Consider the following 12,861-nt stretch of genomic DNA (forward strand, 5'->3'; position numbering starts at 1 on the left):
TTTCGTTCATGAGCCCGTCTCAATGCGCCCGCTGATCGCTGCCATCGACCTTTCCGCCATCCGTCACAACTACGCCATCGCCAAGCGCTGCGCGCCGGGCCGGAAGGCCTTTGCGGTGGTCAAGGCGAACGCCTATGGCCACGGCGTGCGCGAGGTGGTCGCCAGCCTGCGTGGCGAGGCCGACGGCTTTGCCGTGGCCTGCCTGGAAGAGGCCGCCGAAGTGCGCGCCCTCGATGATGAAGCGCGGGTGCTGCTGCTGGAGGGCTGCTTCGAACCGGCCGAATACCAACTGGCCGCCCAGCTCGGCCTGGATCTGGTGGTGCAGGGCGTGGAGCAGGCCGAGGCACTGCTCGCCACGCCCCTGGCGCGCCCGCTGAATCTCTGGCTCAAGCTGGACTCCGGCATGCATCGTCTGGGGTTCTCCCCCGAGGCGCTGCGTCACTGGCACGGCCGCCTGCGTGGCGCGGCCCAGGTTGCCGAACTCAACCTGATCAGCCATTTCGCCTGCGCCGACGTACGTGGCCACACGCTGAACGAGGTGCAACTGGAAGCCTTCCTCGACCTGCTGGACCTCGACTTCGACCAGCGCAGCCTGGCGAACTCCGCCGCCATCCTGACCATGCCCGCCTCCCATATGGACTGGCTGCGTCCCGGCATCATGCTTTACGGCGCCACGCCGTTTGCCGATCTCGGCGCCGCCGAACTGGGCCTGAAGCCGGCCATGACCCTCAGCGCCCAGCTGATTGCCGTACGCGAGATCGCGGCAGGTGAAAGCGTTGGCTATGGCGCGACCTGGGAAGCCAGCCGGCCATCGCGTATCGGGACTGTGAGCTGCGGCTACGCCGACGGTTATCCGCGACACGCGCCCAGCGGCACTCCGGTGCTGGTCAACGGCCAGCGCGTGCCGCTGGCAGGACGGGTATCCATGGACATGCTCGCGGTGGACCTGAGTGACTTGCCGGACGCCCGGGTCGGCGACCCGGTGGAACTTTGGGGTGCCCGGCTGCCGGTGGATGAGCTGGCCCAGGCCTGCGGCACCATCGGCTACGAGCTGCTGACCAAGGTCACTGCGCGGGTGCCGCGGCGCTATCTGGCCTGAGTCCCGGGCCCGGAGGGCGGGGCGCCGTGCGCGCGAATGATCCTGCCTGTGGCCAGCCAGGTGTCCGCGAAGGAAGAAAGGCCGCAATGCGGCCTCTTATAGCAATCCGCTGCGGATCTTCAGCACATCCAGCTGCAGGCTGGCCTCTTCCGACAGCTCGCCGTCCTCGCCGAACAGGGCCATGCCCGAGCGGCCACGGGCCTTGACCTTGTACAGGGCCTGGTCGGCGGTCTGGTAGAGCCCGGAGAAGTGCCGCGCGTGTTGCGGGAACAGGGCGATGCCGATGCTGATGCTGACTTTCAGCTGCTCCGCGCCGTAGCACACCGGCGCCGACAGTTCCTCCAGCAGGCGCCGGGCCAGGTCGCATGCCTCGGCCTTGGCGTCCGTGCCACTGATCAGCACGGCGAATTCGTCACCGCCCAGGCGCGCTACCGCATCGCCGCCACGTACGTGCTGGCGCAGGCGCCGGCCAATGGCGCGCAGCAGCTCGTCGCCAGCATCATGGCCGAAGCGGTCGTTGATCGGCTTGAAGTGATCGAGGTCGATCAGCAGCAGCGCCAGGGGTTCCTCGTGTCGCTTGGCATTGGCCAGCGCCGATTCGGTGCGTTCGATCAGATAGCGGCGGTTCGGCAGTTCGGTCAGTGCATCGTGGAAGGCCGCGTGCTCCAGCTCCCGTTCGCGCTGGCAGAGGCGCTGGTTGGCCGCGGCCAGTTCGGCGGTCCGGGCGACGACAGCGGCCTGCAGTTCATCGGCGCTGGCCTGCATCTGCGCCAGGCGGGCGGCCTTCTCGCGGTCGGCCTGCACCAGGGCGGCGGCGCGTTCCTGCTTGAGCATCTGGATGCGGTAGGCGAGGGCGAAGGAGAACAGGATCGACTCTGCCGCGACGGCAATGGGGAACATGTAGGCGGTGAAGTTGATCGGCTGGATCAGGCCGGCGGCACGCATCACCAGCACCGCCGTGCTGACCAGCACGGTGCCGTAGCCGATCAGGTAGAAGCGCGCCGGAATGAAGCCCTGGCGCCAGCGAATCACCGCACTGATCAGCGCGGTGGGCACGGTCGCTATCGGCGTGACAGCGATCAGGATGGCGGCCTCGGCGCGATAGCCGAAGAAATTGATCAGGATGGCGATGGCGTAGAGCACGCAGGCCACGTTGAACAGGCGATTGGACCAGCGCAGGCCGCGCCTGGTGTAGAGCAGCTCCTGGGTGAAGCGCATGACGAAGATGCCCCAGAGCGAGGGCAGGGTGATGCGGTCCAGCCATACTGGTACCGGTGCATCGGGCCAGAAGTACTGGAAGCCGTGCCCGGTCATGCTGAGGATGAACACCAGCGACGAGGAAGTGGCCAGCACGTACCAGAGGTAGGCCTTGTCGCGCAGCGCCATGAGGATGAACAGGTTGTACAGGAACAGCGCCAGGATCACCCCGTAGACCAGGCCGAAGCCGAGGTTCTCGGTGGACTGCAGCTCCTTCAGGTCATCCAGCTGCCACACCTTCAGGGGGAAGGAGTTGCCCGCCGGGTCGTAGCTGCGGAAATACAGGGTAAGGGGCTCGGAGCCGATTTCCGGCAGCTTGAACAGCATGCGCCGGTAGGCATAGTCGCGGGTTTCGGCAAACGGCAGGGCTTCGCTGCTTTCCCGCCGGCTCCAGCCGCCCTGGCCATCGGGCAGAAACAGGCTGACGCGATAGACGGTGATGCCGGAGTTCTCCAGCCACCACTGCTGCGGGGCGTCACCATTGCGGCTGAGCTGCACTCGTACCCACCACACGCTGCGGCTCTGGCCGACGCTGGCGCGGCCGTTGGCGGGGGTGAAGCGCTGTTGCACATCCGGCCTGGCCATGTCCTGGATGTCCAGCGTGCCGTCCGGGTCTTCCAGCAGATCGATCGCTCCATTGAGCGTCGCGCCGCTGCTCTGCTGCGTCAGTTCGAAAGCTGCCTGGGCCGGAACGCTCAGGCCCAACCAGCACAAGAGCAGGAAGAGGTTAAGGATCGGACATCGCACCGCTCACGCTCCTTGTAAGTTATTGACTGCTGCGCCAGGCGGTTTGTAGGTCGGCAGAAGTATAGCGAGCCGGAGTATTGATGATCACCTTGTACGCGATTTCCTACAGCCTTGCATTCAGCCCCTGAAGAAACCCAGTATCAGCGTCGGATTTGCTCAAAATTTGTGCTATATTCCGCGCCCCTCGTGAAAGCCCGCTGGTCAAAAAATATGCAAGCTGCGAAGCCGCTGTTCGACTATCCGAAGTACTGGGCCGAGTGTTTCGGTCCCGCACCCTTCCTGCCGATGAGCCGGGAAGAGATGGATCAGCTCGGCTGGGACTCCTGCGACATCATCATCGTGACCGGCGATGCCTACGTCGACCATCCGTCCTTCGGCATGGCCATCATCGGTCGCCTGCTGGAAGCCCAGGGCTTTCGCGTGGGCATCATCGCCCAGCCGGACTGGCGCTCGAAAGACGACTTCATGAAGCTCGGCGAGCCGAACCTGTTCTTCGGCGTGGCCGCGGGCAACATGGACTCGATGATCAACCGCTACACCGCGGACAAGAAGATCCGTTCCGACGACGCCTATACCCCCGGCGGCGTTGCCGGCAAGCGGCCAGACCGCGCCAGCCTGGTCTACAGCCAGCGTTGCAAGGAAGCCTACACCCACGTCCCGGTGGTGCTGGGCGGCATCGAGGCTTCCCTGCGCCGCATCGCCCACTACGACTACTGGCAGGACAAGGTGCGCCGCTCCATCCTGATGGACGCCACCGCCGACATCCTCCTCTACGGCAACGCCGAGCGTGCCGTGGTCGAGATCGCCCAGCGCCTGTCCTGGGGTGAAAGCATCGACAGCATCACCGACGTGCGCGGCACCGCCTTCATTCGCCGCGACACCCCCGAGGGCTGGTTCGAGATCGACTCCACCCGCATCGACCGCCCGGGCAAGATCGACAAGATCATCAACCCCTACGTCAACACCCAGGATCTCCAGGCCTGCGCCATAGAGCAGGAGAAGGGCCCGATCGAGGACCCGAACGAGGCCCGGGTGGTGCAGCTTCTGCCCAACCCGCGCCTGACCCGTGACAAGACCGTGATCCGCCTGCCGTCCTTCGAGAAGGTACGCAACGACCCGGTGCTCTACGCCCACGCCAACCGCGTGCTGCACCTGGAAACCAACCCCGGCAACGCCCGTGCGATGGTGCAGCGCCATGGCGATGTGGACGTGTGGTTCAACCCGCCGCCCATCCCGATGACTACCGAGGAAATGGACTACGTCTTCGGCATGCCCTTCGCCCGAGTTCCGCATCCGGTCTATGGCAAGGAGAAGATCCCAGCCTACGAGATGATCCGCTTCTCGGTGAACATCATGCGCGGCTGCTTCGGCGGCTGTACGTTCTGCTCCATCACCGAGCACGAAGGCCGCATCATCCAGAACCGTTCGGAAGAGTCGATCATCCGCGAGATCGAGGAAATCCGTGACAAGGTTCCCGGCTTCACCGGCGTCATTTCCGACCTCGGCGGCCCGACCGCCAACATGTACCGGATCGCCTGCAAGAGCCCGGAGATCGAGAAGCACTGCCGCAAGCCGTCCTGCGTGTGGCCGGGCATCTGCGAGAACCTCAACACCGACCACTCGGCGCTGATCCAGCTCTACCGTCGTGCCCGTGACCTGCCGGGCGTGAAGAAGATCCTCATCGCCTCCGGCCTTCGCTACGACCTGGCCGTGGAATCGCCCGAGTACGTCCGGGAACTGGTGACCCACCACGTCGGCGGCTACCTGAAGATCGCCCCGGAGCACACCGAGGACGGGCCGCTGAACAAGATGATGAAGCCCGGCATCGGCACCTATGACCGCTTCAAGCAGATGTTCGAGAAGTACTCGAAGGAAGCGGGCAAGGAGCAGTACCTCATCCCGTACTTCATCGCCGCGCACCCCGGCACCACGGACGAGGACATGATGAACCTCGCCCTGTGGCTCAAGCGCAACGGCTTCCGCGCCGACCAGGTGCAGGCCTTCTACCCGTCGCCTATGGCCAGCGCCACCGCCATGTACCACTCGGGCAAGAACCCGCTGCGCAAGGTCACTTACAAGAGCGAAGGGGTGAAGATCGTCAAGAGCGAGGAGCAGCGCCGCCTGCACAAGGCTTTCCTGCGCTATCACGATCCGAAGAACTGGCCGATGCTGCGCGAGGCGCTGGAGCGCATGGGCCGTGGCGACCTGATAGGCAACGGCAAGCATCAGCTGATCCCGGCCTACCAGCCGGCCAGCGACGAGTACCGCAGCGCGCGCCGCAAGAACTCCACCCCGGCCGGCAGCAAGAAGGTCGGCGCCGCCGGCAAGCTGCTCACCCAGCACACCGGCCTGCCGCCCCGCGCCAGCGACGGCAGCAAGCCCTGGGACAAGCGCGAACAGGCCAAGGCCGCGGCTTTCGCCCGCAAGCAGGCGGAAAACCAGGCCGCCGGCGGCAAGGGCGGCGGCAAGAAAAAACCGGCCAAACGGCCAGTGGCGCCGCGCTGATGAGAACGCCAGCCTTCGGGCTGGCGTTTTTGTTTCTGCGCTATCGCAAGGTAGGCGTCTGTCGGATTCTTCCTAATAGGCTTGTTATTGGCACTAAAGTACCAATAACAAAAATGATAATCCGGTGCCCGCCATGCGTCTGCTCTCCCTCCTGGCCCTTGCCGTCCTGCTTGCAGGCTGCGGCGAACAGGCCGAATCCCCCGTTACCCATGCCGACTTCCAGAAAGACCTGCAGACGCGCCTGATCAAGGCCAGGCCCGGCACCGTCATCGAAATTCCCGCCGGCACCTGGCAACTGGACCGGGGCCTCAGCCTCAAGGTCAGCGGCGTAACCCTCAAGGGCGCCGGCATGGACAAGACCATCCTCAACTTCAAGGGACAGAAGGCCGGCGCCGAAGGGCTGCTGGTGGATGCCTCGGACTTCACCATCGAAGACCTCGCCCTGGAAGACAGCAAGGGCGACGCCCTCAAGGTGGTGGGCGGGCGGAACATCGTCATCCGCAATGTGCGCACTGAGTGGACCAACGGCCCGGCCACCGAAAACGGGGCCTATGGCATCTACCCGGTGCAGACGGAAAACACCCTGATCGAAGGTGCGGTGGCCATCGGCGCGTCCGACGCCGGTATCTACGTCGGCCAGTCGCGCAACGTGGTGGTGCGCAACAGCCGCGCTGAACGCAACGTCGCCGGCATCGAGATCGAGAACACCATCGGCGCCGACGTCCACGACAACATCGCCACCGGCAATACCGGCGGCATCCTGGTGTTCAACATGCCCAACCTGCAGCAGCCGGGGCACGGCACGCGCGTCTACCGCAACCGGGTGGAGGGCAACAACCACGACAACTTCGGCCACAAGGGCACTCCGGTGGCCAGTGTGCCGGCCGGCTCCGGCGTGGTGATCAACTCCAACGACGATGTGGAAATCTTCGACAACGACATCGGCAACCACCGCACTGCCAACGTCATCGTCAGCAGCTATTTCAGCACCGGCTACAGCGATCTCTCCACCACCCAGGACTTCGACCCCTACCCGGAACGCATCGCCATCCACGGCAACCGCTTCGGCCCCGCTGGCGACAGCCCGGACCATCTGGAGCTGAAAGCCCTGAAGATCGCCCGGTTCGGAATCAACGGCCGCCTGCCGGACATCCTCTGGGATGGCTACGTGAATCCGGCGCGGTTGGTGGACGGCAAGCTGCCGGCGGAACTGGGCATCTGCGTCGACAACGGTGCGGCTACCCTGGTCAATGTCGACGGGCCGAACAATTTCAAGAACATCAGCACCGACATGGGCGCCCACCGCTGCAAGTTGCCACCGCTGCCGGAAGTGGTGCTGTCCAGCGCGGGGGAGATCGAGGGTTCATGAAATTCGCCATCTGCCTGGCATTCCTGCTGCTGGCCGGTTGCGAGCAGCAGGCCGGGCCCCTCTATCTGCCGGAGGGTGAGGCCTACCCGGAAACGCTCAGCGGCTGGGGCATGCTGCAGCGCGCCGATGGCCACCTGCGGCCGGTCGCGCAAGCCCTGGCCTACGACCTCAATACGCCGCTGTTCAGCGATTACGCCCACAAGCTGCGCACCGTCTGGATGCCGGCGGGGCAGACAGCAGGCTATGGCGAGGAGCGCTTCGAGTTTCCCGTCGGCACCGTGCTGACCAAGACCTTCTACTACCCGAAGGACGGACAGGGCCGCCTGCTGAAGAACACCAGGGATGATCGCGACCCGGTCCTGGGGCTGGATCTTGCGCAGGTGACGCTGATCGAGACCCGCGTGCTGTTGCGCCAGCGGCAGGGCTGGGTGGCGCTGCCCTATGTGTGGGACGAGGCGCAGCAGGACGCGACCCTGGAATGGACCGGCGCCAGCACCGTGCTGGAACTGCAGGACGGGCAGGGCGGCAGCCTGGCGGTGGATTACCAGGTGCCCGACGCCAACCAGTGCGCCGGCTGCCACGAGGAACGCCATGGCGAGGGTGTGCAACCGCTGGGACCCAAGGCCCGCCACCTGAACCGTGACCTGGCCTATCCGGACGCTGTGGATAACCAGCTGCAACGCTGGCAGCGCCAGGGCTTCCTGCAAGGGCTGCCGGTGCCCGCAGGCATCCCGCGCAACGCCCTGGCCAGTGCGCCGCGCAAGGGCGAAAGCCTGGAGCAGCAGGCGCGCAGCTACCTCGACATCAACTGTGCCCATTGCCACAACCCCAGGGGGCCGGCGCGGACGTCCGGCCTCTACCTCGACCCGGCCACGCCCCTCGGCATCCCGTTCGGCCTGTGCAAGCAACCGGTGGCGGCGGGCAAGGGCTCCGGCGACCGCCGGGTGGATATCCACCCCGGTCAGCCCGACGCCTCTGTGCTCATCTACCGCATGGAAAGCACCGACCCCAGTGTGATGATGCCCGAGCTGGGACGCTCCACCGTCCACCGCGAGGGGCTGGAACTGCTGACCCGCTGGATTGCCGGTCTGCCGGGTGGGTGCTAGTGCATTTGTAGAGCTCATCACCCTGCTTGAAGATCATCCATCGACCGTCCGTGAACCATTGTTGTACGGCCGGGCCAGCAGCCACGCCCCATCGTCATGCCGTTGCCGCGAGCACTTTGCCGGCGCCGTGCTAGCTTTTTCGGAGCAACTTCTCTCCTGCAAGGTGCTTCGCCATGGATGAAACAACCATCGTCAATGTGGGTACGGAGAAGGTCAGCGCGTTTATGACTACGGTCATGCAGTACGCCACCACCTTCGGCGTCAAGATTCTCGCGGCCATCGCCTTCTGGGTGGTCGGCCGCTGGCTCATCGGCTTTGCGGTCGGACTGGTCCAGCGTTCGCTGGAACGGCAGAAGGTCGACCCGACGGTACTGCGCTATGTCGGGTCCTTCATCACCGTCACCCTGAACATCCTCCTGGTGGTGGGCATCCTCGGCTATTTCGGCATCCAGACTACCAGCCTCGCGGCGCTGATCGCGGCAGTCGGCCTGGCCATCGGCATGGCCTGGTCGGGCCTGCTGGCCAACCTGGCGGCGGGCGGCTTCATCATCGTCCTGCGGCCGTTCAAGGTGGGGGACTTCATCAGCGCCGGCGGCGTGACCGGCACCGTGAAGGAAATCGGCCTGTTCGCCACCGCCATCAACACCCCGGACAACGTGATGACCCTGGTGGGCAACAACAAGATCTTCAGCGACAACATCCAGAACTTCAGCCACAACGACTTCCGCCGCGTAGAACTGAAGGCCCAGCTCTCCGGCGCGGCTGATTGGCAGGCTGCCGCGGCACTGCTCAAGGAGCGCATCGCCGCCATCCCCAATGTGCTGAGCGAGCCGCCGGTGGACGTGGAAATCCTCGAGTTCAACCTGGTGGGACCGGTGCTGGCGGTGCGGCCCTATTGCCACAACGACCAGTACTGGCAGGTGTATTTCGATACCAATCGGGTGATCAAGGAAGCGCTGGGTACCGACTTCCCCGCGCCCATGCCGGCGCAGACCATCATCGTGCAGCAGCCGCAGGGGTGATCATGGGCAGTCCTTTGGCCTGCTTTCGCGAATGAAATCGCCCCCACAGGTCACACCGCCCCGTCTCCCGTCAGGGAGGGGGTAATCAGCAGGCTGTACGGAGAAGGCCTTCGGATCAGGCCAAGCGCAGATGCAGGATGGGGAATGGCTTGCCCGAGCCATCCACGGGCGAGCGCCCATGCCGGACGAACCCCAGGCGCAGGTAGAACCCCAGCGCCTGCGGGTTCTGCTCGTTCACATCCACGAATCGCGCGCCCTGGGCCAGGGCGTGCTCCATCAGGGCGCGGCCGATGCCCCGGCCATGCTGTGCCGGGTCGACGAAGAGCATTTCCACCCTGTCCTCGACCGTACCGATGAAGCCGGCGATCCGGCCGTCGGCACCCCGCAGGCAGGCCAGGCGCACCGAGTCCAGGTAGGCATCGCGCACCAGGGGCCTGAAGAACTGGATGTCATCCTCGCTGAGGAAATGGTGCGTGGCGCGCACGGCGTCTTCCCAGACGTCGGCCAGGCGCTGGCGATCGGCGGGGGAGAGGGTGGTCAGGGTTTCGATTGCAGGGAGCATCCATGTCACCAGTGGTGTGTAGCCCTGTTCCAGCGATAGAGCACGCGGGCGAAGGCCTTGTAGGCGAGTTGGGCGAGGCCGTGGATCAGCGGCAGGGAGAACAGCCGGGCTTTCCAGCGCTCCCGTGGCGAATGGCGCCAGAGCACGATGAAGGCATCCACCCCCATGCGCTTGATGCCCTGTTCGTCCACCAGGTGCAGGCGCTCGCGGACGTATTCCAGGTTTTCGCCGATTTCCTCCACCGCGCGGTTGTCCTGGTGGATATCGGTCCACTCCACCTGGCAGGCGGTGGTCCTGCCTTTCTGGCCTTCGATACCGGCTTTGCACACCGGGCAGGCGCTGTTGTAGTAGACCTTGATCCGCTCGTCGTCCGCCATCGATCGCTCCTGGCCCCGCGGGTTCGTCCCGGACAGTGTACGACCGGGACGGGCAAGGGTCAGTGCGGCTTGCGGTCGACCCACTTGGGCGCGCTGGACGGACGCCAGGCTTCCAGGCGGTCCAGCAGGATTTCCGGGTGGCCGCCGACCTGCAGCATGCCGCGGTGCTGGTCGCGGACGAAGCGCTCTTCCACCAGGTGGTCGAGGAAGTCGGTGAGCTTGTCGTAGAAGCTATTCACTTCCAGCAGGCCCAGCGGCTTGCTGTGGTAGCCGAGCTGGCCCCAGGTCCAGACTTCGAACAGTTCTTCCAAAGTGCCCAGGCCGCCGGGCAGGGCGATGAAGGCGTCGGACAGCTCGGCCATGCGGGCCTTGCGCGCGTGCATGCCGTCAACCACTTCCAGGCGGGTCAGGCCCTTGTGGCCGATTTCGGCGTCCATCAGGCTTTGCGGAATCACCCCGATGACCTCGCCACCGGCGGCCAGCGCCGCGTCGGCGACGGTGCCCATCAGGCCCACCGCGCCACCGCCGTAGACCAGGGTGATACCGCGCTCGGCCAGGGTGTGGCCCAGGAGGGCGGCTGCCTCACGGTAGATCGGCTTGGCGCCGGGGCTGGCACCGCAGAACACGCAGACGGAACGCAAGGACATGGGGGACTCCTGGTGCGAAAAAAGCGCGAAAGAGTACCGGCTTCGTCTTCGGGCTCCAAGCTGTTCGAGTAGTCAGCTTCCGAACGGTAGGGCGCGATTATTCGGTAAAGGTGCCGCAAGCCCCGGCGGCATAGGCGGCGAGCAGGCTTTGCAGGAAGGTCATGGTGCATTTCCTCGTGGATGGATGACGCCATGCTAGGTGCCGCGCCAGCCGCCCGCCCGTAGTTTGTTTCGATGGGGCCGATAGGTCAGGTGAGCTTCATCAGCTCCGCTGCCATACCCGCCAGGGTGGCCTGGACGCCGCGTCGGGTGCGGCATTGAACAGGAACCGGCCTGTTTTCAGGGTTGCGGCCTGTTGTCGCAGGTCATGGGAACTCCCTGGCCAATAGGGCAGTCTCCCTTCTGGGGCATTTCTGCCCTTACTGCCAAGGAGACTCCCATGATTCGCAAGCTCGTCGTTGCATCCGTGCTGGCCCTGGCCAGTGCACCTCTGCTGGCTGCTGAATGTACCGTGGATGTGCAGGCCACCGATCAGATGACTTTCGATACCAAAGAGATCAAGGTCAGCAAGAGCTGCAAGACCTTCACCGTGAACCTCAAGCACGTCGGCGCGCTGGCCAAGAACGTGATGGGCCACAACTGGGTACTGAGCAAGACCGCCGATGCCCAGGCCATCGCCACCGAAGGCATGACCGCCGGCCTCGACAAGGATTACCTGAAGGCCGACGACGCCCGCATCATCGCCCACACCAAGATGATCGGCGGCGGCGAGAGCGACAGCGTGACCTTCGATGTGGCCAAGCTGGCCGCCGGTGAGAGCTACGAGTTCTTCTGCTCCTTCCCCGGCCATATATCGATGATGAAGGGCACCCTGGCCCTGGTCGACTGACCTCCGGGGATCACGAAGAGGCCGCTCGATTGAGCGGCCTTTTTGTTTGCAAGGTTGTGGGAGCGAATTCATTCGCGATAAGCCGTGAAACAGCCTGGGACCACAGGCCGCTAGCGGCCCTTCGCGAATGAATTCGCTCCTACAGGCGTTCACCGGCGGTCATCTTGAAGATGCCCTGGGCATTGCTGCTGTCGAAGTTCAGGTCAAGGCGCGCGTTGTCGGGGTCGATCTCGCGCTGGATGAACTCGACGAAAGAGCCGGGCGTCTCGCGTTGCACGGCGCGGCCTTCGGCATCGACGAAGGCGCGCTGCACCTGCACCGCGCGGTACGCGGTTTGCAGCACCCGGCCGGAGGCGGAAACCTCGATGCTGGCCTTCATCGGCCGGCCCTTGGCGTTCTGCTCGTCCACCACCGCCTGCAGGTCGGCGACCCGGTCGGTGAGGTGGTTGAACATGTTGCCCTCGGTGGAAATCCAGGCCATTTCCACGCTTTCCTCGCGCAGCAGTTCGTAGTCCTGCTCGTTCACTACGCCGTGCTGGCGGTCGAAGGCGCGGTAGAGCGCCGGCAGCAGGTGCCGGGCTTCGGCGAAGCTGCACTGGCGCTGGTGCCAGAGGGTGGCGAGGATGGCCTTGTGGCTGGCGTCCAGCGGGTCGCGGCTGTCGCCCACCACGCGGCTCACGGCCAGCTGGAAGCTTTCGCTGAACCGGCCCGGATGCAGTTCCGAAACGAAGAACTGGGCGATGTCCTCGGGAAGGTCCATGTGCCGGTAGGCGTAGCCGGTCATCTTCAACCGGGTCAGCGGATAGGTACGCACGTCGGCGAAGCCCAGGGGTTCCAGCAGGCGGGCGAAGGCCTGGCGGCCACGGGGCAGGGCGCCGTTGTCCGGCCAGTCGACGGTGCGGATCGCGCCGTGGTCGAACACCACCTGGCGGCCCTTGGCGAGTTGTTCTTCCACGTAGGTACGGCCGATGGGCACCGCCTCCACCAGTTTGTGGAACAGGCAGAGGTTCAGCGCCTCGGCCAGCCAGGCACGATGTACGGTGGTTTCACTGAAGGGGAATGCGGACAGGCCTGCAGGGACTTCCACGTGGGCTTCGACCCAGCGGGCGGAGGATTCGCCAATCACGGCGGCGATCAGGGCAAACAGGCGTTCGTTGGTGGACATGGAACGATTCCGGGCTGAAGTAAAAGGTGAACGTATCCAAGCAGCCTGGCGACGGCGGGGCAAACGAAAAAATCCGGCGGTTTCATTCCGTTTTTTCCTGAAATACGAGGGGCCAG

At 65.0% G+C, this 12,861-nt stretch carries 11 protein-coding genes; 6 read left to right on the forward strand and 5 right to left on the reverse strand.

Annotated features, from left to right (window positions below; all coding sequences use genetic code 11):
* Window positions 1–22: 22 nt before the first annotated feature.
* The gene (gene alr / locus ACFW0B_RS06215; protein ID WP_449147069.1) at window positions 23–1,099 is read left to right on the forward strand and encodes an alanine racemase; all 1,077 of its coding nucleotides are present in this window, start codon (window positions 23–25) and stop codon (window positions 1,097–1,099) included.
* Window positions 1,100–1,195: 96 nt separating this feature from the next.
* Here alr and ACFW0B_RS06220 read toward each other — a convergent pair whose 3' ends face one another.
* Window positions 1,196–3,103: a diguanylate cyclase domain-containing protein gene (locus ACFW0B_RS06220; RefSeq protein ID WP_449147070.1), complete on the reverse strand. Its 1,908-nt coding sequence runs from the start codon at window positions 3,101–3,103 to the stop codon at window positions 1,196–1,198.
* A 210-nt stretch (window positions 3,104–3,313) separates the two neighbouring features.
* On the opposite strand from ACFW0B_RS06220, the gene ACFW0B_RS06225 reads away from it, so the two are divergent.
* The 4 genes from ACFW0B_RS06225 (at window position 3,314) to ACFW0B_RS06240 (ending at window position 9,105) form a co-directional block, all read left to right on the forward strand.
* A complete protein-coding gene (locus tag ACFW0B_RS06225) occupies window positions 3,314–5,608 on the forward strand; it encodes a YgiQ family radical SAM protein (RefSeq protein ID WP_449147071.1) in 2,295 nt (764 codons plus the stop codon).
* Window positions 5,609–5,741: 133 nt separating this feature from the next.
* On the forward strand, window positions 5,742–6,977 hold the full coding sequence (locus ACFW0B_RS06230; RefSeq protein ID WP_449147072.1) for a parallel beta-helix domain-containing protein: 1,236 nt from the start codon (window positions 5,742–5,744) through the stop codon (window positions 6,975–6,977).
* Entirely contained in the window at window positions 6,974–8,083 is a 1,110-nt protein-coding gene (locus tag ACFW0B_RS06235; protein WP_449147073.1) for an SO2930 family diheme c-type cytochrome, read from the forward strand. The genes ACFW0B_RS06230 and ACFW0B_RS06235 overlap by 4 nt, the downstream gene beginning before the upstream one ends.
* A 173-nt stretch (window positions 8,084–8,256) precedes the next feature.
* On the forward strand, window positions 8,257–9,105 hold the full coding sequence (locus tag ACFW0B_RS06240; protein ID WP_449147074.1) for a mechanosensitive ion channel family protein: 849 nt from the start codon (window positions 8,257–8,259) through the stop codon (window positions 9,103–9,105).
* Window positions 9,106–9,220: 115 nt separating this feature from the next.
* Here ACFW0B_RS06240 and ACFW0B_RS06245 read toward each other — a convergent pair whose 3' ends face one another.
* The 3 genes from ACFW0B_RS06245 to ACFW0B_RS06255 are packed head-to-tail and all read right to left on the reverse strand — an operon-like array spanning window position 9,221 to window position 10,691.
* Window positions 9,221–9,667, reverse strand: a complete 447-nt coding sequence (locus tag ACFW0B_RS06245) for a GNAT family N-acetyltransferase (RefSeq protein ID WP_449147075.1) — start codon at window positions 9,665–9,667, stop codon at window positions 9,221–9,223.
* 5 nt (window positions 9,668–9,672) lie between these two features.
* Complete coding sequence (locus ACFW0B_RS06250; RefSeq protein ID WP_449147076.1) at window positions 9,673–10,044, reverse strand: thiol-disulfide oxidoreductase DCC family protein; 372 nt, start codon at window positions 10,042–10,044, stop codon at window positions 9,673–9,675.
* A gap of 59 nt (window positions 10,045–10,103) precedes the next feature.
* The gene (locus tag ACFW0B_RS06255; protein ID WP_280380488.1) at window positions 10,104–10,691 is read right to left on the reverse strand and encodes an LOG family protein; all 588 of its coding nucleotides are present in this window, start codon (window positions 10,689–10,691) and stop codon (window positions 10,104–10,106) included.
* 439 nt (window positions 10,692–11,130) lie between these two features.
* Here ACFW0B_RS06255 and azu point away from each other — a divergent pair, with 439 nt between their 5' ends.
* Window positions 11,131–11,580 (forward strand): azurin, encoded by a 450-nt coding sequence (gene azu / locus ACFW0B_RS06260; protein WP_449147077.1) that lies wholly within the window; start codon window positions 11,131–11,133, stop codon window positions 11,578–11,580.
* Window positions 11,581–11,719: 139 nt separating this feature from the next.
* Here azu and ACFW0B_RS06265 read toward each other — a convergent pair whose 3' ends face one another.
* Window positions 11,720–12,745: a DUF1338 domain-containing protein gene (locus ACFW0B_RS06265; RefSeq protein WP_449147078.1), complete on the reverse strand. Its 1,026-nt coding sequence runs from the start codon at window positions 12,743–12,745 to the stop codon at window positions 11,720–11,722.
* Window positions 12,746–12,861: the final 116 nt, after the last annotated feature.

The organism is Metapseudomonas phytobenefica (assembly GCF_043392685.1).
Lineage (GTDB): Bacteria > Pseudomonadota > Gammaproteobacteria > Pseudomonadales > Pseudomonadaceae > Metapseudomonas.

Excerpts from the sequence above, each read along its gene's own strand:
- ACFW0B_RS06250 (WP_449147076.1), bottom strand. The coding sequence starts at position 10,044 with ATGGCGGACGACGAGCGGATCAAGGTCTACTACAACAGCGCCTGCCCG.
- ACFW0B_RS06240 (WP_449147074.1), top strand. The coding sequence starts at position 8,257 with ATGGATGAAACAACCATCGTCAATGTGGGTACGGAGAAGGTCAGCGCG.
- ACFW0B_RS06230 (WP_449147072.1), top strand. The coding sequence starts at position 5,742 with ATGCGTCTGCTCTCCCTCCTGGCCCTTGCCGTCCTGCTTGCAGGCTGC.
- azu (WP_449147077.1), top strand. The coding sequence starts at position 11,131 with ATGATTCGCAAGCTCGTCGTTGCATCCGTGCTGGCCCTGGCCAGTGCA.
- ACFW0B_RS06255 (WP_280380488.1), bottom strand. The coding sequence starts at position 10,691 with ATGTCCTTGCGTTCCGTCTGCGTGTTCTGCGGTGCCAGCCCCGGCGCC.
- alr (WP_449147069.1), top strand. The coding sequence starts at position 23 with ATGCGCCCGCTGATCGCTGCCATCGACCTTTCCGCCATCCGTCACAAC.
- ACFW0B_RS06245 (WP_449147075.1), bottom strand. The coding sequence starts at position 9,667 with ATGCTCCCTGCAATCGAAACCCTGACCACCCTCTCCCCCGCCGATCGC.
- ACFW0B_RS06265 (WP_449147078.1), bottom strand. The coding sequence starts at position 12,745 with ATGTCCACCAACGAACGCCTGTTTGCCCTGATCGCCGCCGTGATTGGC.
- ACFW0B_RS06235 (WP_449147073.1), top strand. The coding sequence starts at position 6,974 with ATGAAATTCGCCATCTGCCTGGCATTCCTGCTGCTGGCCGGTTGCGAG.
- ACFW0B_RS06225 (WP_449147071.1), top strand. The coding sequence starts at position 3,314 with ATGCAAGCTGCGAAGCCGCTGTTCGACTATCCGAAGTACTGGGCCGAG.